Source organism: Pyxidicoccus sp. M6 (genome assembly GCF_055568925.1).
In genome coordinates, this window is the sequence record NZ_CM145714.1 from 5,086,762 (window position 1) to 5,111,933 (window position 25,172).

Consider the following 25,172-nt stretch of genomic DNA (forward strand, 5'->3'; position numbering starts at 1 on the left):
GAAGCGTGCCCGTCCTCACGCGGCCGGCGGCCTCCATTCAATCCACCGCAGGTCGCGCACGAAGACGGTGTAGAGGACGGGCACCAGCAGCAGGGTCAGCACGGTGGCCACGGTGAGGCCGCCAATCTGCGCGTAGCAGAGCGGCTGCCACAGCGGGCCGCCGTGCATGGCCAGGGGAATCAGGCCCAGCACGGTGGCGCCCACCGTGACGAGCACCGGCCGCAGCCGCATCAGCCCCGCGTCGAGCAGCGCCTCGCGCAGGGGCTCGCCGCGCTCCTGTGCCTCCTCGATGTAGTCGAAGAGCACGATGATGTGGCTGACGATGACGCCCATCAGGCTGATGACGCCGAGGAAGGCCATGAAGCTGAACGGCGCGCCCATGACGGCCAGCGACACCAGCGCGGCCACGGCGCCGAAGGGCAGGGCGGCGTAGACGACCAGCGGCTTGATGGCGTTCTTGAACTGGACGACCAGCGCCACGTAGATGGAGACGATGAGCATGAGCAGCACCACCGCCATGCTCGAGAAGCTCTTCACCTGCTCCTCGGCCTCGCCGCCTACGTCCAGCGAATAGCCCGGGGGCAGGCTCTGGCGCAGCTTCTCCAGTTCCGGCTTCGCGGCCTTCATCACCTCGGACGCGAGTACGCCGTGCTGGGGGAAGGTGGACACGGTGATGGTGCGGAACTGGTTGCGGCGGCGAATCTTCTCCGTCTGGAGCGAGTACGCCACGCGCGACACCTGGCGCAGCGGCACCTTCTGCGTGCTGGTGCGCGAGCTGACATACAGGTTCTCGATGTCGCCCAGCCGGGCCCGCTCCTCGGCGCGCAGGCGCGCGACGATGTCGATTTGATGCGTGCCCTCGCGGAGCTGGCCCACGGTGACGCCATTCATGGCGATGGCGGAGGACGTGGCCACGTCCAGGTTGGTGACCCCGGCGAGGTTGGCGCGGTCCGGGTCCACCTCCAGCTTCACGGAGAACGTGTCGCTGCCCCAGTCGTCGCGGGTGCGCGTCGAGCCCGGCGTGGCGCGGAGGATGGCCTTGGCCTTCTCGGCGATGGCGCGCAGCTGGCCGATGTCCTCGCCGGAGATGCGCAGGGACACGGGGATGCCCACCGGCTTGCCCGTCTCCAGCTCGCGCACGTCGATGCGGGCACCGGGGATGGTGCGGGACAGGCGCTCCTGCAGCAGGGGCACCAGCTCGCGCGTGTGCTCCTTGTTCTTCACCTGGACGACGAGCTGCGCGTAGTTGAGCTGCTGCTGCTCCGGCGCCACGGAGAACCAGAAGCGCGGGCCGCCGCCTCCCGCGAACTCCGTCACCGACTCGAGCACCTCGGAGGGCTTGCCGTCCTCGCCCGGGTGCTCCCTGCCGAACTCCGCGGAGACCTCCTCGATGACCCGGGCCGCCTCGCGCGCGGTGTCCCGCGTGGCCGCGAGGGTGGCGTCCTCGGGGAGCCACACGTCCACGTAGGACAGGTACGAGAGGTCCTTCGGGAAGAAGGCGGAGCGGACCCGGCCACCCGCCACGCCGCCGAGCACGAGGAGCACCAGCGACACCGCGAGCACGGTGCGCCGGTGGTCGATGGCCCAGCCCACGACCTGGTAGTAGCGGCGCGCGAAGCCGCGTGAGCGGCGCTCCTCTCGGGTGGGCTCGCGGAAGTCCGGCGCGCGGAGGATGGCGGAGCCCAGCAGGGGGATGAAGGTCATCGACACGATGCGCGACGCCACGAGCGACAGCGTGAGGACGATGGGCAGCGTCTTGATGAAGCGCCCCGTGTCACCCGGCAGCGAGAGGAAGGGCAGGTACGCGGCGATGTTGGTGATGGTGGCGAAGAGGATGGCGGTGGCCAGCTTCGTCGGCCCCAGCCACGCCGCCACGCGCGGCTTCCACCCCTGTGTGAGCGAGTGCTTGATGGCGTCACTGGCCACCACCGGGTCATCCACCAGCAGGCCCAGCGCGATGATGAGCGACGCGATGGAGATCTGCTGGAGGTCCACGCCGAACGCGTGCATCAGCCCGAAGGTCATCGCCAGGGTGATGGGGATGGACAGGGCCAGCAGCAGCGCCGTCCGCCACTCCCAGAAGCCCACCAGCGCGACGAGCACCACCAGGATGATGGCCTCGTAGAGCGAGGACATGAACAGGCTGACGTTCTCCCGCACCTGCAGCGGCTGGTCCGATGTGCGGCGGATGACGAGGTCCTCGGGCAGCAGCTTCTCGACGTGCGCCAACTCCGCGTCCACGGCGGTTCCGAACTCGGAGATTTGGGCTCCCGGCCGCATGTTGATGGCCAGGGTGATGGCGCGCGAGCGGATGAAGTGGCCCTGCGCATCGCGCACGTGCAGGTAGTTGAGGAAGCGCGCGGGGCTCTGGTAGTCGCGCCGCACGTCCACCAAATCCCGCAGGTACACCGGGGCGCCGTTGGCGCTCGTGGTGGCCACGATGTCGCCGAGCTGCGTCTCGCTGCTCAGCTCGCCGGACGGGTCGATGGTGACGGACTTGCCGCCGACCTCCACGATGCCGCCGGGCGCGGTGATGTTGCGCGCGGCGAGGAGGTTGGCGAGCCCCGACTGCTGCAGGCCGTACGACGCGAGCCGCTCCTGCGAGTACTCCAGGAAGATGCGCTCCGGCAGCACGCCGGTGCGAGTCACCTTCGAGACGATGGGCAGCCGCTGGAGGTGGCGCTGGAGCGTGTCGGTGAAGTCGTCGAGCTGGCGGTAGCTGTACCGGTCTCCCGCGCTCTCCTCCAGGCGGGCCCGCGCGTCGGCGGGGGCGCGCACGACGATGGGACGCCAGACGTCCGGGTGCAGCTCGGAGAGGCTCAGGTGGTCCTGCGCGAAGCCGCGGAGGCTCGCCAGGAGCGCCTCGTCGGTGAGGGACGTCGCCACGTCCACGCCGATGAAGCCGGGGCTCTGGATGAGCCGGGCGTCGCGCGAGTCGGAGAGGCTCTCGAAGAAGCGCCGCGCCTCGTCGCCCAGGCGTTGCATGGAGGTGGCGTTGATGTCGGGCGGGAAGCTGACCACCACCGTGGCGCGTGGCCCGGAGGAGGGCGCGGAGGCACGCACCGCCTCGATGGCGCGCGAGAGGGAGCGAGAGCGCAGCTCCAGCTCCACGTCGTTGACCTTGGGGCTGGCCACCGTGAGCATCAGCGTCGCGGTGTCGCCGAAGTCCTTGAGGAAGTTCACCGGCCCGGCGCCGCTCGGCAAATCGCGGATGCTGTTGAGCCGGCCCTGGATGTCGTCGAACTCGCGGGCCCGGTCCGTCACGTCCTCCTTCAGCGTGACGTAGACGACGGACAGGCTGGTGCGGCTGATGGACTCCACCTTCTCGACGGAGGCGTTCTCGGCGATCTTCTGCTCGATTTTGCGCGTGACGAGCTGCTCTATCTTCTCCGCCTCGGCGCCGGGCCAGATGCAGGTGGCCACGGCCACGCGGACCGCGATGACCGGGTCCTTCGCCTTCGGCATCTTCAGGTAGCCGTAGACACCCCACACCATGGTGAAGAGGAGGAACACCCACGCCACCTGGCGCGTCTCGGTGAAGTAGCGCGCGGTGTTGTGTGTCTTCTGGACCATCTCCTCGTCACGGGCGCGCTCCTTCGCCTCGTGCGAGCCGTGGCCCTCTTCGTGCGGAGCGCTCATGGAATCACCTCGACCGCCTCACCGTCGGACAGGAGGCTGGCGCCGGTGACGATGATTCGCTCGCCGGCCTTCAGGCCCTTGCGCACGGGGATGATGGAGCCCAGGTACTCGCCCAGCTCCACGTTCCGGAGGCGGGCCACGGGCTTCTCGCCCGCGTCGTCGAGGACGAAGACGGCGAAGCCCTTCGGATTCTTCGGCGAGCGCACCACCGCGGACAGGGGGATGAGGAGCTGCTCGGGCGAGGGCGCGCCGTCATGGTGCAGGGCCAGCGCCGCCACCATGCCCGGCTTCAGGCGCTGGTCCGCGTTGGGGATGGAGACCTCCACCGCGAAGACGCGGCTCTTCGGGTCCGCCGACGGGGCGATGCGGGAGATGCGTCCCTCGAAGGTTTCATCCTGGAAGGCCGCCGTGCGGACGGCCTGGGGAGCGCCCAGCCGCACGCTCGGCAGCAGGGTGTCCGGGACGCCGAACACCACGCGGACGCTGCGCGTCTCCGCGACGGAGAAGGCGACGGTGCCGGGCGCGGCGAGGGCGCCGACCTCGATGGCGCGCTTGAGGACCACGCCCTCCAGCGGCGAGCGCAGCGTCGCGTCGGCGAGGGCGGTGCGGGCTTCATCGACGCGGGCGAGGGCCGCGGCGGCGGCACCGGCGGCGCTGTCCCGCTGCGTGCGGGCCGTGTCGAGCTGCGCGGGAGTGGCCACCTCCTGCGCGACGAGCTTGCTGGTGCGGTCGAAGTTGATGCGCGCCTGCTCCTCGGCGGCGTGGGCCTGGGCGAGCGCGGCCTGGGCCTCGGCCAGCTTCTGCGCGAAGTCCGTCTTGCGCAGCGCGGCCAGCTCCATGCCGTCCTTCACCACGTCGCCTTCCTGCACGAGGCGCAGGGTTCCGTCCGCGTCGCGGACCCGGGCGATGCCGTCGACATAGCCGCCGACCTTGAACGCCAGCTCCACGCGCGTCGCGGGTTGGATCTCCGCGGAGAAGCGCGCATCGGAGCGCGTCTCGGCCGTGCCGACGGCGGCCACCTTCACCGCCGTAGCGGGCTGGGGCGGGGGCGGCGTACGGCCGCATGCGAACAGGACGAGGGACGCGGCCGCGAGGACGGCGGCCTGGGACGACTTCCACATGGAACGTGCTCCGGGGTGGGGCGGGCGACGAAGAGGGCGCCCCGGCGACCTGGCTCACGCCACTCCCGATGCGGCGGCATGGGAAGGGAGCCTGCCGTCACGGGGGGACAACACTGCTCGGGCGGAGGACTTCACCGCCCGCCGCCCGGCATCCGGCGAAAAGGCCGGTGCCAGGCGAGGCGAGACATTCAGCTCAGAGGACGACGAGCAGACCCAGCGAGGCGTTGGGGTAGACCTTGCGCAGCTCGAGGTTGCCCGCGCGCACGTCCAGCTCGCGCACGTCCGTGAAGGTGAAGCCCGGGCCCACGCGGGCGGACAGGCCGATGCGGCCGTTGCCCGGCTGCCACATCAGGCCGGCGGCGGGCTCCAGGAACGCCGTCGTCGTGGCGGCCTCCGAGGGGCCGTTGCCGGAGCGGCCCACGAACTCCTCCATGCCCACCGTCAGGCCCACGAACGGCTTCAGCGTGTTGCCCGCGAACGCGCCCAGCGTGTAGCGGCCGTCCACGCCCACCGCGTAGTTCAGCTTCACCTCGCTGGCGCCCACGCCGTCGAAGCGCGCCTTCGTGCCCAGCGAGTTGCCCCACTGGCCGGCGCGGCCCATCAGGCCGAAGGAGAACGGGCCCGTCAACGACGGCGCGATGTCCAGGCGGATGCCGTACATGGAGCCGTCCAGCGCGGGCGGCGACACCTCCAGCAGCACCGCGCCCTGGCGCTCGCGCTCCCGGGCAGGAATCTGCTCGCCGTTGTCGTCCGCGAACGCGGGCGCGGCCAGCAGGGGAACCGCCATCAGGACAGCCTTGGACACAGCATTCAGGGACGTGACGCTCATCGTTTGCCTCCAGGCTTTAGTCATTCGACTAAATTAGCTACACGACTAACTAAGGCCGCTGACGCGTGTTGTCAAGCTCGGCTGACCGGCTGCTCTTGCGGGCCTACATCGTCTGACCTATTGGAACTGCATGGCCCGTCCACGCAGCGGAACGAAGACGCCTGCTTCATCGCCGGAACCGGATGCCCGGGAGCGGCTCATCACCGCGGGGTTCCGCGTGCTCTCCGAGCGTGGCTACGACGCGACGACGGTGAAGGAGGTGGCGAAGGAGGCCGGCGTCAACCAGGGCCTGGTGCACTACTACTTCGGCAGCAAGGACGCGCTGCTGCTCGCCGTCGCGAAGGAGGCGCGGCAGCAGTACATCGACGAGCTGAAGCGGCTGCGCGCGGAGACGCCGTCCGAGCAACTCGCCGCCGCGAGCTTCGCCTGGGGAGAGAAGCTGCTCCAGCAGACGCCCGAGCAGTTTCGCGTGCGCTACGAGCTGTTCGCCATGGGGCTGCACAACAAGGAATTGAAGCCCGCGGTGGCGGAGATGCTCGGGTGCGTGGACGAGGAGGTGGCGCTCACCGTGGCCGCCGTCCGCAATGGCGAGGGCGCGAAGCCCGAGCCGCTGGACCACCACTACGCGGCCATCATCAAGGCGTGCCTGGATGGGCTGTCACTGCACCACCTGCTGGACGAGAGCTTCGACCCCGGGCCTGTGTACGCGCTGCTGAGACGAATCGTGCTGGAGAGCCAGGGGATGACGGATGAGAAGAAGCCCCCGGCTCGTAAGTCCAAGGTGCAGGCGCGGCGGGGGCGGGTGCCTTCACCTCGTCGCCGTACGCCGCGCGCGCCGCGTTCCCGCTGACGCTCAGAGCGTCGTGGTCTGCCCGGGTGTGAGGAAGCGCACGCGCTTGTCGCTGGCGAAGGCGGCGCGGACCTCGCTCTCCGGCGAGAGCTCCTCGAAGGTGCCGTAGTGCATGGGGATGATGAGGGACGGGCGGAAGTATTTCTTCACCGCGAGCGCCGCCGTCTTCGGATTCAGCCCCCAGCGTCCACCGCCGGTGGTGAGCAGGATGATGTCCGGGTGGTACAGCTCCTGGATGAGGGCCATGTCGCCGAAGAGCCACGTGTCGCCCGTGTGGTACAGCGAGCGCCCGTCGGCGAAGGTCACCACGTAGCCGAGCGGACGCCCACCCGGGTCCGTCGAGTGCATCGCCGGCACCGCGTGCACCGTGACGTCACCGAGCTGGAACGAGCCGCCCGCGTTGACGCTGTGCTGCTGGGCCTCGGGAATCTTCATCGCGCGCAGGTGCTCGCCGGTGCTGACCACGAGCGCACCGCTGAGGCGGGCCAGCTCGGGCACGTCCGGAGCGTGGTCTCCGTGTGCGTGCGTCACCAGGATGGCCGCGGGCTTCTCCTCGGCCCGTCCGAAGCGGGCCAGGTCCTTCCACTCGGCCGGCGTCTTCGGGTTCTCCGCGAGCCACGGGTCGATGAGCAGCCGCGTGCCTCCAGGGGACACAATCTCGAACGCCGCGTGCCCGAGCCACGTCACTCGTGGACCCGTGGTGCCGCGTGGCTGTGTGCTGCCTTCGGAGGGCTTCGGAGCCTGCGCGAAGACAGGGGCGGTCAGCAGACACGCGGCCAGGAGCAGCGCGCCGCGAACAGGGATGCCAGTCATTGTCACTCCTCGTCGGGGAAGAAGGCCGCGCGTTGGCGGGCCACGACGGGAGGAATAGAGGCGCGGGGACGGGGGGCGCTTGGGCGTTATTGACGTGCGGCGCACTCAATGTTTGTGACGGTGGTGCAGGTCCGACACGTGCGGGTGCTCGTGCGTGACGGGCTCGTGGTGGTGCGGATGGCTGTGGGGCTTCGAGGTATCGGTGCCCGGCGGATGCGGGTGCTGGTGGTGTTCGTCGTGGACGTGCACGTGCTCGTGGTCCAGCGTCTGGTGCGTATGCGTGTGGCTGTGCCGCTCACGCAGCAGCAGGACGACGCCCGCGGCCATCAGCACGCCGGCCAGTACGTCCAGCGGGCGCGGGTGCTCGCCGAGGAGGGGCACCGCCACCAGCGCGCCGACGAAGGGCGCGGTGGCGAAGTACGCGGCCTCGCGAGCCGCGCCCAGCAACCGCAGTGCATACGCGTCGAGGACGATGGACAGTCCATAGCTGGCGGAGCCGAGCAGCAGCGCCGCGCCCAGTACGCCCAGGGAGGGGAAGGGCTGCCCGGTGAGCCACGCGAGCACGAAGGTACACGCGCCGGACCCGAGCGCCTTGGTGCGCACGAGCGCCACCGGGTCCTTCAGGGACAACCGCTGGGTGAGGTTGTTGTCCACGGCCCAGGACAGGCACGCTCCGGCGAGGGCGAGCACGCCCAGCGCGTCGCCGTGCAGGTCACCCTCCTGGAAGCCCAGCACCGCGGCGCCGGACATGATGAACGCGGCGGCCAGCGCGCCGGCTCGGCCCAGGTGCTCACCGAAGACGAGCAGCGCGAGGAGGATGGTGAACGGCCCTTCGAGGTTGAGCAGCAGCGAGGCCGCGACGCCCGAGAGCCGTTGCAGGCCCACCAGCATCAACACCGGGCCCAGCACGCCGCCGCAGAGGATGACGCCCAGGAGCAGCGGCACGTCCTTGCGCCCCAGGCGCGCCTCCTGCACAGCGTGAGTGCGGCGCAGCCGGCGCACGACTCCGACGAGAGCGAGCCCCAGGCCGCCGCCCAGGTAGAGGAGCGAGGCCAGCACGAGCGGCGTACTGGAGGGCAGCAGCAGCTTGGCCACGGGGGCGCTGAGGCCGAAGAGCGTGGCCGCGCCCAGTCCCAGCACCGCACCCTTCACCGCGGGAGACATCGGCACGGGGTCTCCTCAGTGACTCATGGCCTGGGCGTACTGGCCCGGCGTGAGTCCGACGATGCGCTTGAAGTGGCGGTTGAGCTGGCTCTGGTCGTAGAGCCCCACCTCGGCGGCGACGGCTCCGGCGGCCATGCCCTGGGACAACAGCGTCCGTGCCCGTGCGACGCGCAGGTGTGTGACGTAGTCATGGGGCGGCAGGCCGAACTCGGCGCGGAACACGCGCAGCAGGTGGAAGCGATTCAGGCCCACGCTGCTCGCGAGCGCATCCAGGCCCACGTTCTCCGTGAAGCGCGAGCAGAGGAAGTCCCGGGCCCGCAGCGCCGCGGGCCGATGCCGCGGGCACGTTGCCGACGGAGCGCGCTCCGCGTACTCGGTGAGCAGCGCGTCGAGCGTCTCCGCCAGCAGCGACTCGCACTCCAGCCGGTCCGAGGAACGCCGTGCGAGCGCCGCATGCAGGGCCAGCGCGGCGGCTTCGCAGCGTCCCGTACCCTGGCTCAACGCGGAGCGCAGGTGGGGCGAAGCGGGGAGGCCGAGGTGCCTCGCGGCCTCGTCCACGAGCCGGGGCGCGAAGGCCACGGACTGCGCGGTGACGGGCGCGTGCACGAGGACATCGCGGTGGACCTCGCCCGGCTCCTTGAGCTTGAGCTGCCGCCCCGGTCCATGTGTCCAGACGCGCTTGCGGTACCAGAAGTCGAAGGCCCCCGCGTGCGTCACGGTGATGGCGTACTGGATGGAGTGGCCGGACCACAGCCGAGGGTCCTCCTCCACGCGCACCACCTGCACGTCCGGAAGCAGGGGCGGGCGCCAGAGGGAGACGGTGGGGACGGGAGCACTGCGCATGTCCGCCAAGGGTAAACAATTTCCAATCTCCAGGCGCGCTGGCCATGCTTGTGTGCCCCCTCCACGGAGGCACGACACATGGCGACACGGGGCAAGCGAAGCGCCGCGCGCAAGAGCAGCAAGCCGGGGCTGACGTTCGATGCGGTCCGCGAGCTGGCCCTGGCGCTGCCCGGCGTCGAGGAGGGAACGTCCTATGGCACACCCTCCTTCAAGGTGAACAAGAAGTTCATCGCGAGGCTGCACCCGGACGGAGCGTCCCTCGTCCTCAAGGTGGACCCCGAGGCCCGCGAAGTCCTCACCCGCGCCGAGCCGGAGACCTTCTTCTTCACCGAACACTACGCCGGCTACCCCGAGTACCTCCTCGTCCGCCTCTCGAAGGTCCGCCGGGAGATGCTCGCGAAGCTCATTGAAGAGGCCTGGAGGAAGTCCGCTTCCCGACGGCACCTGGAGGCGCGGGAGAAGCCCGTTGGATAGGCCACGCCTGTCGTCATGACGACACCATCTGTCGCCGTGAATGGAAGGAACTCCGCACCCGACACGTGATAACGACGCGAGAAGGCGCCAGGGCCGGCATATGCTGGCCTGTCTGACCGGAAGCGGAGGCAGGACATGGCTGGAGCGACAGGTGGCCAGAGGGAAGGCGGCGGGCGCATCAACACCCCTCCAGAGGGGGCCTTGAAGGCGGTGCGGTCGCTCGTGGAGCTGGAGGAGACGGAGCGCGCGACGCAGCTCTACGAGGAGCTCGGCGCCGCGCAGCGCGAGCGCCTGAGGCGCGAGGCCGCCCAGCGTCCGGTCAAGGAGCGTCGCGGGCTGGTGGAGGTGCTGCGGCGCGCGAGGGACTTCCTCGGCGCGGCCCGGCTGATGGACGGAGACGGCGAGGATGCCACCGTCGCGGACCTCTACTTCCAGAGCGGCCAGTACCTGGAGGCCGCCGAGGCCTACCTGCGCGCCGGAGATTCCGTGCGTGCCGCCGCTTCCTTCGAGCGCGCCGGAGCCCTGGAGCGGGCGCTGGAGGTGTACCGCGGCCTGGGCGCGCGCGAGTCCATGGCGCAGTGCCTGGTGCGGCTGGGCCGGCCCTTCGAGGCGGCGGACCTCTACCGCGAGGTGGGCCAGACGCACGCCGAGGTGGAAGCGCTGGGCGGCGTGAAGCCGGAGGACGCACGCTTCGTGGAGGCGGTGGTGCGTGTCAGCACGCTGCTGGACACGGAGGGCTTCACCCACCGCGCGCTCGCGGTGGTGGCGGACGCGCTGAGCAGCTCGGAGGAGGCGCGCTCGGACGAGTCGCTGGTGACGGAGAAGGCCCGGCTCTTGCGCCGCATGGGCATGGAGGCCGAGGCCGAGGCCATGCTGCTGCGCCGGGCCGCGGGTGCGTCCGCTCCGGCTGCCAACGGCTACCGCTTCCTCAAGGCCATCCCCATCTTCGGCGAGCTGTCGCTGGAGGACATGAAGGACCTCTACCGGCTGGCCCGGCAGGTGGTCATCGCGCCGGGCACGGTGCTGCTGGAGAAGGGCACGCCGGGCACGGGGCTCTTCGTGCTGATGGACGGCACGGTGGAGGTCTTCAGCGGTCCCGAGGAGGACGCGCGGCACCTCAACACGCTGGGGCCCGGCGCGTACCTCGGGGAGATTTCGCTGGTGCAGGACGCGCCCGTCTCCGCGCACGTGCGCGCCCGGACGTCCGTGCGGGCGCTGCGCATCAGCCGCTCCGACTTCGAGCACTTCCTCGACACGCATGAGTCGGCCGCGCTGCGCATCTACCGGCTCTTCACGCAGAACCTCGCCGCGCGCGTGCGCGCCCTGAGCACGTGAGCCGAGGGCTCATTTGCCGATGACGTTCTTGAACAGGTCCTGGACCATGGTGTCCATGCCCGCGTCCAGCATCTGCTGCAGCGTCACCAGTCCGTCCTCCGACATGCGGTTGAACGCCTCCACATGGGCCGGGTCGAGGATGGGAAGCATGGCCTTCACGTAGTCTACGAGCGCGGTGTGAAGGTTCGTGTTCCGGACCGAGAACTCCTGGGCGTTGTAGACGAAGGTCGAGTCGAGCCACGTGTTCAGCGAAGGCTCCGCGCCCGGCGCTGCCCGGGACTTCACGTCCTTCGCCAGCCGATTCATTTCGCCCAATCCGCCGGGAGGCGCGTTGCCTCCGTAGGGCGCATCCAGGCTCACGGGCGCGTCGGACAGCAACATGCTGGCGAGCACGTCGTTGATGGCGCTTGCCATGTGCTGTTTGCCATCCGGCGTGACGAGCGCGGCCAGCGACTCCAGCGTGACGCCTGCCTTGGGGCGGTCGAACGGGCCATACCGGCCATCCACCGCGTCGAAGATGTTCGCCTTGATGAGGAAGTGGCTGTTGTTCTCCGGAGAGCCCGGTTTGGCCCCTCCGGAAGGCATTCCCGGCGTGGTGGCGAGCGCGTCGTAGAGCCGGCCGCGCCACTCCCGGGATAGCGCCCCATCGAGGGTTCCCGGGGGCAGCGCCGCCTTCAGCTTCTCCAGCAGCGTGCCGGCGGCCTGGTATTCCTTGATGCGGGCCTTCTGGACCGCTGGGTCGGAGGTACCGGTGATGGCCGTCAGCATCGCCGGGCTGTTGAGCTGTATCGAGGAGGAGAGCAATGGCTGGGTGCCCAGGCGCGTTCCGGTGAAGACACTGCCCGCGGTGTCGACCCCTGCCATCAGGTTCGGATTGTCGATGATGGAGAAGCCGAAGTCCGAGGAGTGCACGCCGGTACTGCGGGAGAAGTCCGCGCCGGAGAGGTCGGAGTACTCGAAGGAGACATTCGCGACGCGGCCCTCGAAGTGGGCCCCCTTCAGGTTGACGCTGATGAGCTCCGTATTCACGACGCCCTGCTTGAAGACGGCCCCACTCATGTTGGCCAGCAGGAACAGGGTGTCCGTGCGCTTGTCCGGGAACGCACTCTTGAGGAGTCCGGACAGCTCGCCTCCCGCGGACATGTCCAGCGGGAAGTTGAAGACCACGTTGCTCAGGTCGAAGGGAGGTGTCTTCCCCTTCAGGAAGTCCACCAGCGCCGCCGGAGAATCGAGCGTGACGGTGCGGGCTACGCCGCCCGCCGAGACAGGCGCGGTGGGAGTCACCGGCGGCGGCGTGGGCGTATCCGTCTGCTCGAAGGTCCGCTGACCGGAGAGCGCCACGAAGGACGTGCCCGAGCGGGTATTGGCTGAAGGCGTGTAGGCCAGCGTGGACTCGCCGCCCAGGTTCGGCCCCTTGCTCCGGGGCCGCCCATCGAAGCCGTCTGTCTTGCCCGGCTTCACGGTGGTGGTCTGCTGCTCGGCGGCCTTCCGCGCGGCCTCGCGTTTCGCGGCCTCCTCGGCCTGACGGGCGGCGAGCTCGGCGGCAAGGCGCGCGGCCTCGGCGGCGCGATTCGGTTGGATGGTGTTGTTCCCCATGCTGTCCCCCTCTGTGAGTGAGACACGGTGTCGCTCCGTGCCCACCCTGATTGTCGGAGGACCCACGCGAAGGAGTGAATTAAGCCGGATTAAATCCGCGCCGCTGCTACAAGGGCCCCTCTCTTCGTTCGAGGCCGAGATGGACTTCGCTTCACTCCCGCTTGCTCCGCCCCTGCTCCAGGTCCTGGAGGAGCTGGAGTTCAAGACCGCCACGCCCATCCAGGCGCAGAGCATTCCCGTGCTGCTCCAGGGGAAGGACCTGGTGGGCCAGGCGCGGACGGGGAGTGGGAAGACAGCGGCCTTCGCGCTGCCGGTACTCCAGAAGGTGCGGCTCCAGGACCGGAGGCTCCAGGCGATGGTGCTCTGCCCCACGCGCGAGCTGTGCGCGCAGGTGGCGGGCGAAATCCGCCGGCTGGCCCGCAGGCTGCCGGGGCTTCAGGTGCTGGTGCTCGCGGGAGGCCAGCCCATCCGCCCGCAGGTGGACGCGCTGGAGAAGGGCGCGCACATCGCCGTGGGCACGCCGGGGCGGGTGATGGATTTGCTGGACCGCGAGGTGCTGGAGACGCGGCGGCTCGCCACGGTGGTGTTGGACGAGGCGGACCGGATGCTCGACATGGGCTTCCACGAGGACATGGAGCACATCCTCGCCGCCACGCCGCCGACGCGGCAGACGGTGCTCTTCTCGGCGACGTTTCCGCCGGACATCGAGGAGCTGAGCCGCACCTTCCAGAAGAACCCCGTGCGCGTGACGGTGGAGGAGGCCGGCACCGGGCCGGACATCCAGCAGCTCCGTTACGACTGCGAGGTGGAGGAGAAGCCGGAGCTGCTGCTGCGAATCCTGCGGCACTACCAGCCGGGCTCCGCCATCGTCTTCTGCAATCACAAGATTGAAGTCACCAAGCTGACGAAGACGCTCACCGAGGCGGGCGTGAGCGCGGACGGTCTCCAGGGGGATTTGGAGCAGTTCGAGCGGGACCGCGTCATGGCGAAGTTCCGCAATGGCAGCACACGGGTGCTCATCGCCACGGATGTCGCGGGGCGCGGCATCGACGTGGAAGCGCTGGACGCGGTCATCAACTTCGATTTGCCGCAGCAGCCGGAGCCCTACGTGCATCGCATCGGTCGCACGGGGCGGGCGGGCAGGGCAGGGCTGGCGATGGCCATTGTCACGCCGCGCGACACGCGCAAGCTGGAGGACATCGAGCACTCCACGGGCGTGAAGCTGGAGCGAGGGGACGTGGAGGCACTGCCGTCCGCGGACCCGCGCAACGCGGTGAAGCTGGAGGCCGCGTGGGAGACGCTGTGCATCTCCGCGGGACGCAAGGACAAGATGCGGCCCGGAGACATCCTCGGCGCGCTGACGGGAGAGGCCGGAGGGCTGAATGCCTCCGACGTGGGGAAGATTGAAATCCAGGACCGCCTGTCCTACGTCGCCGTCGCGAAGCGCGTCGCGAGGGTGGCGTTCCAGCGGCTGACGGAAGGACGCATCAAGGGCCGCAAGGCGCGCATCGAGCGGGTGAAGTAGCGCGGCCCAGCTGACGCGCGACGCACCGGGCCGTGCGACGCGCCTCCGTCGAAGGCCGGTGCCCTCCCCGTGGGGTAGGGCGCTTTCCGGGCATGGATCATTGGCGTGAGCGGTGCCGGGGGCTAACATGCGCGCCCGCCATGGCAATGCAGGGTGGCGCCGGAGAAGATCCCGACCGGGGGCGGCGCATCGGAAAGTATGAGATCCTCACCCGCCTCTCGATGGGCGGCATGGCCGAGCTGTTCCTTGCGTTCACCTCGGGGCCCGGCGGCTTCCGCAAGTTCGTCGCGGTGAAGCAGATCCTCCCCGACATCAAGAAGGACGAGCAGTTCGTCAAGATGTTCCTCGACGAGGCGCGCATCACCGCGGCCTTCTCGCACGCGAACATCGGACAGGTGTTCGACCTGGGCGAGGATGGCGGCGAGCTGTACCTCGCCATGGAGTTCCTGCCGGGGCAGAACCTCGAGCAGGTGGTGAAGGCCACCGCGCGGCAGGGCTACGCGCTGCCCATGGGCTTCATCGGGCGCGTCATCCGCGATGCCTGCCTCGGTCTGCACTACGCGCATCACTTCACGGACCCGTCGGGTCGGCCCGCGGTGGTGGTGCACCGCGACGTGTCTCCGAAGAACGTGATGATCACCTACGACGGCGTCGTGAAGGTGATCGACTTCGGCATCGCCAAGGCGCGCGGGCGGCTGGGGCGCACGCAGGTGGGCATGGTGAAGGGGACCAGCGGCTACATGTCCCCGGAGCAGGTGCGCAACGCGCCCCTGGACGGCCGCAGTGACTTGTTCTCCGTGGGCGTGATGCTGCACGAGATGCTCAGCGGCCAGCGCCTCTTCAACGGCCCGCACGAGGCCGCGGTGATGTTGCAGATTGTCGAGGGCGACATCCCGGCTCCGCGAAGCATCAACCCCGACGTGCCCGAGGCCCTGGAGGCCGTGGCCCTGCGTGCCCTGGCGCGGGACGCGGCCCAGCGCTTCACCAGCGGCCGGGAGATGGCACGCGCGATCGAAGCGGCGCTCGGGCCGGAGCTGTTCGACGAGGACGGCGTCACCGCGGTGATGGGCGACCTGTTCGCGGACAAGCGGCAGAAGACGCGTACGCTCCTGGAGCTCGCCAGCAGCGCGGAGGACGCGCGCGTCAGCGAGGTGGCCGGCGCCCTCCAGCAGGATGACGGCGCGGACAGCGCGCCCACTTCGCAGGTGCAGGCGAAGCGCACGCGCCTGGCGCCCTCGGGCCCCGCCGCGAGCTCCACGCCCACTCGCGCCGCCGGCAGCGGCCCCAAGCCCGTGCCGCAGCGGCGCCCCGCGGAGTCCGGCTCGGCCACGCGCATCAACCCCGCCAGCGGCAGCGGCCCCAAGCCGGTGCCGCAGCGCCGGAACACCGAGTCCGCCGCCACGTCCGTCTCGCCCGCCACGCGCACGCCCCGTCCCGCGCAGGACGCGGCGCAGGCCACGCGCACGCCCCGGCCCCGTCCTCCGCCCCGTCAGGAGGCCGCGGAGGCCGAGGCCCCGGAGTCGCTCGACGAGCCGAGTGACCTGCAGACGCAGCGCTTCCGCTCCCGGCCTCCGCGCCCGGGCGCGCGCGCTGCGCGTCCTGCCCCGCGCGCCGAAACGCCCGTGGAGACGCCGGCCGCGCGCCCGGCCTCGCGCTGGCTGGGCCGACTCTTCCTGCTCGCGCTGCTCGGTGGACTGGGCTGGCTCGCGACGCTGCCCATGGTCCGTGCGCAGTTCGTCCCCGCCTACGAGTCCGCCAGGGCCTGGGTGAAGGCGGAGCTGAACCCCGCGCCACCGGTGGACCCCGCCGCCAGCGCGGACTGGCCGCCGCAGCAGAAGGCCGGCCCTCCGCCGGGCTTCCCTCGGGGCATGGAGGAGAAGCCCGCCGTGGCCGAGGCTCCCCCGGTGGAGGCCGAGCCCCCGGCGCCCGAGCCCGCCCCCGTGCCCGTGGAGGAGCCGAAGAGCACGAAGACGCCCGGCCGGAAGGCCAAGGACGGAGCCACCGCCTCGCGGGACTCCTCCAGTGCAGACACGGGCAAGACGGCGAAGCGCCCGCGCGCTTCGTCCGGAGCGCCGGCCGCCGAGCCCGTCACCACGGTGACGCAGAACCCGGAGGACCTGGGTGAGGTGCTGGACACCAGCACGCCCAAGGGGGCGGCCAAGGCGGGGCTCGGGTGGATGACGCTCTACACCGTGCCCCGGGCGGCGGTGTTCGACGGGGCCACCCAGCTGGGCACCACGCCGCTGCAGAAGATGCCGCTCCCGGTGGGCACCTACCGCCTGCGCGTGGTCGACCCCACGGACGTGGGGGCACCGAGCCGGCTCCTGTCCGCGCCCGTCAAGCCGGGCGAGGTGACGAAAATCCAGATTCGACTGGCGGACCTCCCTCTGTACAAGGAGTGATGCCGTCCTTGACGCTCCGGAACCCCGTCACTAGGGTCCGCGCGTTTCTCCTTCGACGCACTGCGAGAAGGACTCGTCACCCATGTATTTCCAAGACCTCATCCTGACGCTGCAGAAGCACTGGGCCGACCAGGGCTGCATCATCGCCCAGCCCTATGACCTCGAGGTCGGCGCCGGCACCATGGCCCCCACCACCTTCCTCCGCGCGCTCGGTCCCGAGCCCTGGAACGTGGCCTACGTGCAGCCCTCCCGCCGCCCCGCGGACGGTCGCTTCGGCGAGAACCCCAACCGCCTGTTCCAGCACCACCAGTTCCAGGTCATCCTCAAGCCCGCGCCGAAGAACGTGCAGGAGCTCTACCTGGAGTCGATGAAGAAGGTGGGCATCGATCCGCTGGAGCATGATTTGCGCTTCGTGGAGGACGACTGGGAGTCGCCCACGCTGGGCGCCTGGGGACTGGGCTGGGAGGTCTGGTGTGACGGGCAGGAGGTCACCCAGTTCACCTACTTCCAGCAGTGCGGCGGCTTCGACTGCAAGCCCGTCGCCGCGGAGCTGACGTACGGCCTGGAGCGGCTCTGCACGTACCTGCAGGGCGTGGAGAACGTCTTCGACCTGGAGTGGGTCAAGGGCGTGAAGTACCGCGAGGTCTTCCACCCCAACGAGGTGGAGATGAGCAAGTACGCGCTCCACGAGTCGGACCCGCAGATGCTCTTCGCGCTGTTCGACGCGTACGAGAAGGAGTGCAAGCGCCTCATCGAGCGGCACCTCCCGCTGCCCGCGTATGACTACGCGCTGAAGTGCTCGCACGCGTTCAACCTGCTGGACGCGCGCGGCGCCATCTCCGTCACCGAACGCGCCAACTTCATCAAGCGCGTGCGCGACAACGCGCGCCTGTGCGCGGAGGGCTACCTCCAGATGCGCGAGCGGCTGGGCTTCCCGCTGCTCAAGACGCAGTGGACGGTGGGCGAGCAGCCCCCGGTCCTCGAGGGCAAGCCCGCGAGCGACTACTGGAAGACGGTGCAGCTCAACAAGCCCGTGGAGAAGAAGGACAAGGCGGAGGTGACCCGTGGCGCGTGACCTGCTCCTGGAAGTGGGCGCCGAGGAGATTCCGGCGTCGTTCATCGTGCCGGCGCTGGAGGACCTCCAGCGCGTGCTCGCCGAGCGCATGGCCGAAGCCCGCCTGAAGCATGGTGAGGTGCGCGTGTTCGGCACCCCGCGGCGCCTGGCGGTGTGGGTGAAGGGCGTGGCGGACGCGGGCGAGGACATCGTGAAGGAGGTGCTCGGCCCCAGCGCCAAGGCGGCCTTCGACGCGCAGGGCAAGCCCACCAAGGCGGCCGAGAAGTTCGCCGAGGGGCTCAAGCTGACGGTGGACAAGCTGGGCCGCTCCACCACGCCGAAGGGCGAGTACGTCTCCGCGCGCGTGGAGGAGAAGGGCCGCCCGGCGGCGGACATCCTCCAGGACGCGCTGCACACGGCGGTGCACTCCATCAACTTCAAGAAGTCCATGCGCTGGGGTGACGTGGACCAGTCCTTCGCGCGCCCGGTGCAGTGGCTGGTGGCGCTCCTGGGCAACGACGTGCTGCCCGTCGTCTTCGGCGACGTGAAGAGCGGCCGCACCACGTATGGCCACCGCTTTCTCTCGGGCGGCGCCATCGAGCTGAAGTCTCCCGCGGACTACGAGGCGGCGCTGGAGAAGGCGCACGTGGTGCCGGACGTGGCGAAGCGCCGCGCGCAGCTGGTGGAGAAGCTGTCCGCGGCGGCGAAGAAGGCCGGCGGCCGAATCATGGAGGACCCGGCGCTCGTGGACCAGGTGACGAACCTGGTGGAGCTGCCCAACCCTGTGGTGGGCTCCTTCGAGGAGCGCCACCTGGACCTGCCTCCGGAAGTGCTGGTGCAGGAGATGAAGAGCCACCAGCGCTACTTCTCGCTGGTGGACGGCAACGGGAAGCTGCTGCCCCGCTTCATCGCCGTGTCCAACACGCCGGTCCGCGACGAGCAGCTCAGCCTGCGCGGCTACGAGCGCGTGCTGCGCTCGCGCCTCGCGGACGGCCGCTTCTTCTTCGACGAGGACCGGAAGACGCCGCTGGCGGACCGCGTGGAGAAGCTGGGCCGCGTCGTGTGGCAGGGACAGCTCGGCACGTACCTGGAGAAGGTGGAGCGCTTCCGCACGCTGGCCATGTGGCTGGCCCAGCAGACCGGCAGGGCGGGGGAGAGCGCGACGATTGAGCGCGCCGCGACGCTCGCCAAGGCGGACCTCGTCACCGGCATGGTGGGCGAGTTCCCCGAGCTCCAGGGCGTCATGGGCCGCGAGTACGCGCGCGCCGGCGGCGAGCCGGAGGCGGTGGCGCTGGCCGTCTTCGAGCACTACCTGCCGCGCGGCGCCGAGGACGCGCTGCCCACGAAGGACGCGGGCGCGCTCATCGGCATCGCGGACCGGTTGGACTCGCTCACCGGCATCTTCGCCATCGGCAAGGCGCCCACCGGCGCGGCGGACCCGTTCGCCCTGCGGCGCGCGTGCATCGCCATCATCCGCCTGGTGCTGGGCCGCGGCTACCGCTTCAGCCTGTCCGCCGCGGTGGACGAGGCCCTGCGGCTGCACGGGCCGAAGATTGCCAACGTCAAGCGCAAGGCCGGCGAGCCCGCCCCGCGCGAGCAGGTGCTGGAGTTCTTCCGCGGCCGCCTCAAGGCGCTGTGGGGCGAGCAGCACCGCACGGACGTGGTGGAGGCGGTGCTGGCCGCGGGCTTCGACGACCTCGTCGCCGCGCAGAAGCGCCTGGAGGCGCTGAGCCTCATCGTCGGCCGGGCGGACTTCCAGCCGCTCGCCGCGGCCTTCAAGCGCGTGGCCAACATCGTGGAGAAGCAGGGCAAGGACGTGAAGGGCGGGCAGATCAACCCGCAGAAGCTGGTGGACGAGCCGGAGCGCCACCTGCACACCGCCTTCACCCAGGCCCGCAACACGGTGACGGGGCTCGTCCAGGCGGATGACTTCGCCGGCGCCCTGCGCGAAATCACCGGCCTCAAGCCCGCCGTGGACACCTTCTTCGACAAGGTCATGGTCATGGCCGAGGACAAGGAACTGCGGGAGAACCGCATCCGGCTCCTCACGGAGATTGGCGCCCTGTTCAACCAGGTGGCCGACTTCTCGAAGATCCAGGCCGAGGTCGCCGCCGCGGCCTGAAGCGGCTGTCCCTGGCTGGCTGCCCTCCGGGGGATGGAGCACACCTCCGGAGGGTGTGGGCGCGTCCTGAAGGGCAGGGCAGGCACCCCGGGGGAGTGGTGGCGTCCGCTGGCGAGCGGCCGGGAATGACGGGCCGTGTTTCCGGTTGCCCGGGGGGAGGCCCCTTCCTACACTCCGCCCCCCTCTGATGCGCGCCTATCTCCTCACCGCCGCGCTGCTGCTCGTGTCGTGCGATACCACGCCCGAGCCGCGGCCTCCGCCGTCCTCCCGCCTCGTCTACCCGAGTGGCCTCGCCTTCTGGCGCCCCGAGGGGGGTCCGTCCACCAACGGGTACCTCTACGTGGCGAGCGCCAACTTCGACAAGTGCTACGACTCCGGCGCCGTGTCCGCGCTGGACCTCGATGCGCTGGGCGTCCGCCCGTTCGGGACACCCTTCACGCAGCCCGTCGAGGTGGACAATGCGACGCTCATCACGAACCTGGGCGTCGGCGCCCAGTCGTACGTGCAGATTGAGAGCTTCTCGGGTGAGATGGCGCTCTGGGGGCCGCCGGGCCGCACTCCGCGGCTTTTCGTCCCGGCCCGCGCCGAGGGCAGCTACCTGCACGCCATCGACGTGGGGGCGGACGGCCTCGGCCTGACCTGCGCGCAGGGCGGCACCACCCGCGACTGCCGCGCGGGCGCGCTGTCCCTCGTCGACGTCCCGGGGGCCGACGGCAACATCCCGTCGGCGCCGAGCCCCATCGGCGTCACCGTGGAGCGCACCAACCCGGACTCCCGCGTGTGGGTGACGAGCTCGGAAATCGTGGGCCCGGAGGAGTCGAGCCAGGAGGGCCAGTTCCAGAACTACCTCGTCAACCTCCCCGCCGCGGAGCCCACCCTGGACTCCCTGGGCGTGGACGACTTCGTGGCGCTGGGCACCAACGGCCGGCTCGCCGGCGCCGCGCATGCGACGGCCCTCGGAGGCCGGTACGTGTACGTCTCCGGCCGCAACTCCTCGTCCACTCAGCTCGGTGCGCTGGCCGCGCGCTTCATCCTGCGGCTGGTGGACCGGAACACGGCCGGCCGCGTGCTGGATAGTGACGTGGAGCTCGTCTTCGCCGTGCGCGAGGCGCGCGGCGTGGCGGTGGTGCAGCGCCCCAAGGCGGACGACCCGACGGTGCTGGACCCGAACCGCGAGCGCGTCTACCTGCTGGCCCGCGGACCGGACACGCTGCTGGTGCTGGACGTGGAGAACGCGCTTGCGGACACCCCGACGATTCGCGTCGTCACCGCGGCGCCGCTCCCCGAGGGCTCCAGCGAGCTGGAGGTCATTCCCCGCGCCGTGGGCCGTGGCAACATCGTCGCCGTGACCGGTGCGGGTGACGAGGCCGTCGCCCTCTACGACGAGGAGGTGGGCCAGCTCGTCGCGCAGGTGCTGGTGGGAGACCAGGACCCGAGCCAGCCGGCCCAGCCCTTCGGCCTGGCGGCGGACGTGCGCGGCAACGCGGCCCGCCTCTTCGCCAGCACCTTCGGCGACGGCCGCGTCGCCATCATCGACATTCCCGACCTCGACCGGCCGCAGGATGCGCGGCTGGTGGCACGGCTCGGCGCCAAGCAACTGCGCGACCCGCGCCAGGGCACCAGCGTGTGCAGTACGGAGACCACCCCTTGAAGCGCAGCGCACTCTTCCCTCGCGGCAGCCTCGCCGTCCTCCTCGCCTGCGCCGGGCTTTCCGGCGCCTGCTCCGACACCGAGACCGACACCGGCGTCGCCGGCCTGTCGGGCACGTACGACCTGGTCCTCTCCAACGACCTGGTCTTCGTGACGTCCTCGGATGACGACGTCCTGAAGGTGTTGGACATCTCGGCCAACCCGCGCGACTTCGTCCCCGCGCCCAACCCGCTCCAGGCACTGGCCATCCCCGTACTGGACCGGCCGGACTCGCTCACCCGCGACATGGGCTTCACCGACGAGGCCGACACGGCGGGCCCGTATGTCTATGCGCGCAGCTCCGGCTCCACGGAGATCTCCGTGGTGGCGGCGGATCGCAGCCGCCTCGTGGAGGTGGAGCGCCTCCACACGGGCGCGCTCGTCACCGCCTTCGCCGCGCGCGCGCCGGCCGGGGATGGCGCCCCCAGCGTGCTCTATTACGCGCTGCAGACGCCGCCATCGGTGCCCGGAGGGCAGACGCCCCCGTGCACCAACGGAGTCGTCATGCGCCAGGAACTGCCCGGCCCGGACGTGCTCGCCGCGGGCGAGGGTACGGGCACGGTGCCGGACCCCGTGCCGGTGTTCTGCCTCAACCCGCTCGAGTCCGCGTCGGCGCTGCTGGTGATGCCGCAGGCCGGCCAGTTCGTGCTCGCCACGCGCAGCACCACCAACCTGCCTCCGTCTCTCCCCGGGCGCACGCTGCTGCTCACGGAGGCCGCCGCGGGCGGGCTCGCGAGCGTCGCCGTGGACCTGTCGCCCGGCTTCGAGGGCTCTCCGGTGCGCATGCTCGCCACGCACCCGCAGGTGACGCGCGTCAAGGACAACCCGGATACGCCGGTCGACGAGACGCAGAAGCTCACCGCCGGCCAGTTCATCTACGGCGTGCGCGATGAGTCGTCGTGCGGAGCGGCCGCGCAGTGCTCGGGCGTGCTGGCGGTGGAGTCCGCCACCGGCGCGCGTGCCACGGACCACAGCGGCGCGCCCATGTTCCCCATCAACGTGGCCGGGCTTCCCACGGGACTGGCCATCGTCCCCCAGGCCCAGGTGGTCCTGCGGTACACCAACGGCTCCGAGGGCGTTGCCGTGGTGCCACTGCTGGGAATCCTCCCGTCGTCCTCCGGCACCATCACCCTGTTCAATGCCAGCGAGCGGCGCGTGTTCGACCTGAACCCGGACGGCGCCAGTTCCACCGTGAACCTCCGCAACCCGGCGGAGACGGACGTGGCGGAGTCCCGCGGCTTCACCGACCTCGCCTCGGTGGTGAGCGTCACCCAGACGGTGAAGTACGCGAATCCCACGGACCCCACGCACGTGGTCGAGCGCAACACGCTCCTCGATGGCTCGGTTCCCGGCGCCACCTACCGTATCGTCTTCCAGGGCGTGTTCCCGTCGATGTCGGCGCTGGAACGCGACCTGTCGCAGCCCACGCTCTTCGAGGTGGACCAGCCCACGGACCCGCGTCAGCGGGTGGCCATCGGCGACATCATCGAGCTGGAGAGCAGCGACGCGGTTTGCGCCACGGACCTGCTGGTGGGGGACGTGCAGCCTGCCAGCACCGCTGGCCGTGTGCGCCTGACGCTCGACCCGGCCACCCCCATCCCAGACCCATGCGCCAGCCTGCCGCGCTTCAGCGTGCGGGCCGGCGGGGACCAGCCCTTCATCCTCGTCGACGCCTTCGGGGGGCTGCTGGTGCGGGACCTCGTCGGCAACACGGATGGGTACGCGATTCCCACCAACTACTCCTTCCATCCGTCCGGCTTCCTGTCGGACACCGTCACCGTGGACGATGATCCGGTCAATGCTCCCCCGGCCTGGACGTTGCCGACCTTCCCCGCGACCCCGCCGGACATCGTCATCCGTCTGACCGGGTCCGGCCTGGGCGACCGCCTCGTCCGCGATGACCGCTTCGTGGTGACGCTCGAGTCCGGCGTCCGGACCTACACCTTCGGTGTGAAGAACAATTCCACGACCGTGCCCCTGACTTTCTACACCCTGCCCGGGCCGGTAGGCGCACGGCCGGGCGACTACCTGGCCTACATCGCCTACCCGTCCGCGGACGGCATCCTTCAGGTCAACATGGAGGGGCTGTTCGACAACGTACTGAACGACGTGGGCCTCAATATCTTCCAGTAACTGGGCTCGCTGTGGGGGGCTCTGCTATCGTCCGGGACATCCTGAATCACCCGAGTCAAGACCGATGATCGATCAGAACTCCCGCCCCGCCCGCAAGGTCGGCATCGCCGACCACCTGTGGGAGACGTACGAAGAGATGGCCCAGCAGATGGGCTCGGATCGCGATGCGCTGATCAACCAGGCGCTCTTCATGTTCGCGCGCCTCAACGGCTTCATCGAGGTGAAGGCCCGCGGTGAGGCTCCCGTGGCGGTCGCTTCCGCCGCGCCCCCCGCCCGCCCGGCCCCGGTGGCCGCCGCGCCCGCTCCGGCCCGGGGCTCGCCCCCGGTGCTGGCGCCCGCGCCCCGTCCCGAGCCCGCCCCGCAGCCGGCCCGGCCCGCCGGCCGCGGCGCCGTCCCCGCCGAGGACCGCGGCGCCGCCTCCAACGGCCTGGACAATGATCCGGTCCGTCGCGAGGTCGCCGAGCGCGTCCTGGAGACGGCCGCGGAGCTCGAGCGCCTCATCAAGGGCAAGAACGAGCCGCCCCCGCCCGCCGACGACATGGTCGAGGAGGAGGAGCCGCTTCCCGAGCCCGAGGACCCGGCCATGGAGGACGAGGCCCCCGAGGAGGCCGAGGAGGAGCCCGCCGAGGAGGCCGAGGAGGAGGAGGCTGGCGCGCTGTACCTCGTCACGGAGGCCGGAGACCAGGAGCGCATCGTGAAGGAGCGCTTCGTCATCGGCCGCGGCAAGCACTGCGACTTCGTCATCAACTCCGGCAAGGTGTCCCGCGAGCACGCCGTCATCGTCCACGAGGGGAATGACTGGATCATCGAGGACCTCGGGTCCTCCAACGGCACCTGGTTCAACAAGCAGCGCATCAAGCGCCGGAAGATTGAAGACGGGGACGAGTACTTCATCTGCAGCGAGAAGATCCGCCTCGTCCTGAGCTGAACGCCGCCCTCCCTCCAGGGCTTCTGGCTGTTCGACAATTGACGGGCCCCGGGCTCGCTGGTTTGATACCGGACGCCTGACCGCGAAGGGGACAGGCTGCGGATGACGCCTGTTCAAGTCGCGCTGTGGACGGTCCTTGGAGTGGCCCTGGTGATCTCGGTGGTGACGGATGTGCTGCGCCGGGAAATCCTGGATGCCGTCACGTACCCGCTGATGGCGGTGGCGCTCGGCGTGCGCCTCGTCACCGAGGGCCTCGGGGACCTGGAGCACGGCGTGCTCAGCGGGCTGGTGGCGGGGGTGGGGCTGGCGGTGCTGCTCCTGCCGGCGGCCCTTCGCGGGCGGATGGGGTGGGGTGACGTGAAGTTGATGGGCGGGGTGGGGGCGGTGCTGGGGTTCCCGGCGGTGCTGGCGGCCGCGGCCTTCATCTCACTGGTGGGCGCGCTCCAGGCGGTGGTGACGCTGCTCTGGCAGGGCGCGGTATGGGAGACGTTGGCGGCGGTGGTGCGCCGGTGGGCGGCGCGGGTGCGCCTGGCGAGCGCGGACGCGCGGCCGGGTCCGGAGCAACACATTCCCTACGGAGTCGCCATCGCGCTCGGCACGTTCTGGGCGCTGTGGTGGCAGCACGGAAGCTGAAGCTTGGCCTGGCTCGGACACT

18 protein-coding genes are annotated in these 25,172 nt (G+C 70.4%); 11 read left to right on the top strand and 7 right to left on the bottom strand.

Going from position 1 to position 25,172, the window contains the following annotated elements; genetic code table 11:
* Nucleotides 1–15 precede the first annotated feature (15 nt).
* The 3 genes from ACVTJA_RS20280 to ACVTJA_RS20290 form a co-directional block, all read right to left on the bottom strand.
* A complete protein-coding gene (locus ACVTJA_RS20280) occupies nucleotides 16–3,639 on the bottom strand; it encodes an efflux RND transporter permease subunit (RefSeq protein ID WP_465838393.1) in 3,624 nt (1,207 codons plus the stop codon).
* Nucleotides 3,636–4,760, bottom strand: a complete 1,125-nt coding sequence (locus ACVTJA_RS20285) for an efflux RND transporter periplasmic adaptor subunit (RefSeq protein WP_465838395.1) — start codon at nucleotides 4,758–4,760, stop codon at nucleotides 3,636–3,638. The genes ACVTJA_RS20280 and ACVTJA_RS20285 overlap by 4 nt, the downstream gene beginning before the upstream one ends.
* Nucleotides 4,761–4,953: 193 nt before the next feature.
* On the bottom strand, nucleotides 4,954–5,589 hold the full coding sequence (locus ACVTJA_RS20290) for a hypothetical protein (protein ID WP_465838396.1): 636 nt from the start codon (nucleotides 5,587–5,589) through the stop codon (nucleotides 4,954–4,956).
* A gap of 130 nt (nucleotides 5,590–5,719) precedes the next feature.
* On the opposite strand from ACVTJA_RS20290, the gene ACVTJA_RS20295 reads away from it, so the two are divergent.
* Nucleotides 5,720–6,439, top strand: a complete 720-nt coding sequence (locus ACVTJA_RS20295) for a TetR/AcrR family transcriptional regulator (RefSeq protein ID WP_465838398.1) — start codon at nucleotides 5,720–5,722, stop codon at nucleotides 6,437–6,439.
* Between the two features lie 3 nt (nucleotides 6,440–6,442).
* Here the strand turns inward: ACVTJA_RS20295 and ACVTJA_RS20300 are convergent, their stop codons facing one another.
* From ACVTJA_RS20300 to ACVTJA_RS20310, 3 genes are all read right to left on the bottom strand, one after another.
* Nucleotides 6,443–7,252 (bottom strand): metal-dependent hydrolase, encoded by an 810-nt coding sequence (locus ACVTJA_RS20300; RefSeq protein ID WP_465838400.1) that lies wholly within the window; start codon nucleotides 7,250–7,252, stop codon nucleotides 6,443–6,445.
* A 105-nt stretch (nucleotides 7,253–7,357) separates the two neighbouring features.
* Nucleotides 7,358–8,416, bottom strand: coding sequence for a DMT family transporter (locus ACVTJA_RS20305; protein ID WP_465840462.1), 1,059 nt, complete (start codon nucleotides 8,414–8,416; stop codon nucleotides 7,358–7,360).
* Nucleotides 8,417–8,431: 15 nt separating this feature from the next.
* Nucleotides 8,432–9,259 carry a helix-turn-helix transcriptional regulator gene (locus ACVTJA_RS20310; RefSeq protein WP_465838402.1) on the bottom strand — a complete coding sequence of 276 codons (828 nt, stop codon included), beginning with the start codon at nucleotides 9,257–9,259 and terminating at the stop codon, nucleotides 8,432–8,434.
* 78 nt (nucleotides 9,260–9,337) lie between these two features.
* Here ACVTJA_RS20310 and ACVTJA_RS20315 point away from each other — a divergent pair, with 78 nt between their 5' ends.
* Together ACVTJA_RS20315 and ACVTJA_RS20320 are read left to right on the top strand one after the other, a co-directional pair.
* Entirely contained in the window at nucleotides 9,338–9,733 is a 396-nt protein-coding gene (locus ACVTJA_RS20315; RefSeq protein ID WP_465838403.1) for an MmcQ/YjbR family DNA-binding protein, read from the top strand.
* 135 nt (nucleotides 9,734–9,868) lie between these two features.
* Nucleotides 9,869–11,068 (top strand): cyclic nucleotide-binding domain-containing protein, encoded by a 1,200-nt coding sequence (locus ACVTJA_RS20320; protein ID WP_465838405.1) that lies wholly within the window; start codon nucleotides 9,869–9,871, stop codon nucleotides 11,066–11,068.
* A gap of 9 nt (nucleotides 11,069–11,077) precedes the next feature.
* Here the strand turns inward: ACVTJA_RS20320 and ACVTJA_RS20325 are convergent, their stop codons facing one another.
* Nucleotides 11,078–12,664, bottom strand: coding sequence for a pentapeptide repeat-containing protein (locus ACVTJA_RS20325; RefSeq protein WP_465838407.1), 1,587 nt, complete (start codon nucleotides 12,662–12,664; stop codon nucleotides 11,078–11,080).
* 139 nt (nucleotides 12,665–12,803) lie between these two features.
* Here ACVTJA_RS20325 and dbpA point away from each other — a divergent pair, with 139 nt between their 5' ends.
* The 8 genes from dbpA (at nucleotide 12,804) to ACVTJA_RS20365 (ending at nucleotide 25,150) form a co-directional block, all read left to right on the top strand.
* Nucleotides 12,804–14,189, top strand: a complete 1,386-nt coding sequence (dbpA, locus tag ACVTJA_RS20330) for an ATP-dependent RNA helicase DbpA (protein WP_465838409.1) — start codon at nucleotides 12,804–12,806, stop codon at nucleotides 14,187–14,189.
* Nucleotides 14,190–14,329: 140 nt separating this feature from the next.
* Nucleotides 14,330–16,591 (top strand): serine/threonine-protein kinase, encoded by a 2,262-nt coding sequence (locus ACVTJA_RS20335; protein WP_465838410.1) that lies wholly within the window; start codon nucleotides 14,330–14,332, stop codon nucleotides 16,589–16,591.
* 82 nt (nucleotides 16,592–16,673) lie between these two features.
* The gene (glyQ, locus tag ACVTJA_RS20340) at nucleotides 16,674–17,666 is read left to right on the top strand and encodes a glycine--tRNA ligase subunit alpha (RefSeq protein WP_465838412.1); all 993 of its coding nucleotides are present in this window, start codon (nucleotides 16,674–16,676) and stop codon (nucleotides 17,664–17,666) included.
* Entirely contained in the window at nucleotides 17,656–19,767 is a 2,112-nt protein-coding gene (gene glyS / locus ACVTJA_RS20345) for a glycine--tRNA ligase subunit beta (RefSeq protein ID WP_465838414.1), read from the top strand. The genes glyQ and glyS overlap by 11 nt, the downstream gene beginning before the upstream one ends.
* A gap of 187 nt (nucleotides 19,768–19,954) precedes the next feature.
* Nucleotides 19,955–21,418: a YncE family protein gene (locus tag ACVTJA_RS20350; RefSeq protein ID WP_465838416.1), complete on the top strand. Its 1,464-nt coding sequence runs from the start codon at nucleotides 19,955–19,957 to the stop codon at nucleotides 21,416–21,418.
* A complete protein-coding gene (locus tag ACVTJA_RS20355) occupies nucleotides 21,415–23,589 on the top strand; it encodes a hypothetical protein (RefSeq protein WP_465838418.1) in 2,175 nt (724 codons plus the stop codon). Before ACVTJA_RS20350 ends, ACVTJA_RS20355 begins: the two co-directional genes overlap by 4 nt.
* Before the next feature lie 64 nt (nucleotides 23,590–23,653).
* Nucleotides 23,654–24,517, top strand: a complete 864-nt coding sequence (locus ACVTJA_RS20360; protein WP_465838420.1) for an FHA domain-containing protein — start codon at nucleotides 23,654–23,656, stop codon at nucleotides 24,515–24,517.
* A gap of 102 nt (nucleotides 24,518–24,619) precedes the next feature.
* Nucleotides 24,620–25,150, top strand: a complete 531-nt coding sequence (locus ACVTJA_RS20365; RefSeq protein ID WP_465838422.1) for an A24 family peptidase — start codon at nucleotides 24,620–24,622, stop codon at nucleotides 25,148–25,150.
* Nucleotides 25,151–25,172 lie beyond the last annotated feature (22 nt).

Excerpts from the sequence above, each read along its gene's own strand:
- ACVTJA_RS20325 (WP_465838407.1), bottom strand. The coding sequence starts at position 12,664 with ATGGGGAACAACACCATCCAACCGAATCGCGCCGCCGAGGCCGCGCGC.
- ACVTJA_RS20350 (WP_465838416.1), top strand. The coding sequence starts at position 19,955 with ATGCGCGCCTATCTCCTCACCGCCGCGCTGCTGCTCGTGTCGTGCGAT.
- ACVTJA_RS20290 (WP_465838396.1), bottom strand. The coding sequence starts at position 5,589 with ATGAGCGTCACGTCCCTGAATGCTGTGTCCAAGGCTGTCCTGATGGCG.
- dbpA (WP_465838409.1), top strand. The coding sequence starts at position 12,804 with ATGGACTTCGCTTCACTCCCGCTTGCTCCGCCCCTGCTCCAGGTCCTG.
- ACVTJA_RS20280 (WP_465838393.1), bottom strand. The coding sequence starts at position 3,639 with ATGAGCGCTCCGCACGAAGAGGGCCACGGCTCGCACGAGGCGAAGGAG.
- ACVTJA_RS20360 (WP_465838420.1), top strand. The coding sequence starts at position 23,654 with ATGATCGATCAGAACTCCCGCCCCGCCCGCAAGGTCGGCATCGCCGAC.
- ACVTJA_RS20285 (WP_465838395.1), bottom strand. The coding sequence starts at position 4,760 with ATGTGGAAGTCGTCCCAGGCCGCCGTCCTCGCGGCCGCGTCCCTCGTC.
- ACVTJA_RS20305 (WP_465840462.1), bottom strand. The coding sequence starts at position 8,416 with ATGTCTCCCGCGGTGAAGGGTGCGGTGCTGGGACTGGGCGCGGCCACG.
- ACVTJA_RS20315 (WP_465838403.1), top strand. The coding sequence starts at position 9,338 with ATGGCGACACGGGGCAAGCGAAGCGCCGCGCGCAAGAGCAGCAAGCCG.
- ACVTJA_RS20365 (WP_465838422.1), top strand. The coding sequence starts at position 24,620 with ATGACGCCTGTTCAAGTCGCGCTGTGGACGGTCCTTGGAGTGGCCCTG.
- ACVTJA_RS20320 (WP_465838405.1), top strand. The coding sequence starts at position 9,869 with ATGGCTGGAGCGACAGGTGGCCAGAGGGAAGGCGGCGGGCGCATCAAC.
- ACVTJA_RS20335 (WP_465838410.1), top strand. The coding sequence starts at position 14,330 with ATGGCAATGCAGGGTGGCGCCGGAGAAGATCCCGACCGGGGGCGGCGC.
- ACVTJA_RS20295 (WP_465838398.1), top strand. The coding sequence starts at position 5,720 with ATGGCCCGTCCACGCAGCGGAACGAAGACGCCTGCTTCATCGCCGGAA.
- glyQ (WP_465838412.1), top strand. The coding sequence starts at position 16,674 with ATGTATTTCCAAGACCTCATCCTGACGCTGCAGAAGCACTGGGCCGAC.
- ACVTJA_RS20310 (WP_465838402.1), bottom strand. The coding sequence starts at position 9,259 with ATGCGCAGTGCTCCCGTCCCCACCGTCTCCCTCTGGCGCCCGCCCCTG.
- ACVTJA_RS20300 (WP_465838400.1), bottom strand. The coding sequence starts at position 7,252 with ATGACTGGCATCCCTGTTCGCGGCGCGCTGCTCCTGGCCGCGTGTCTG.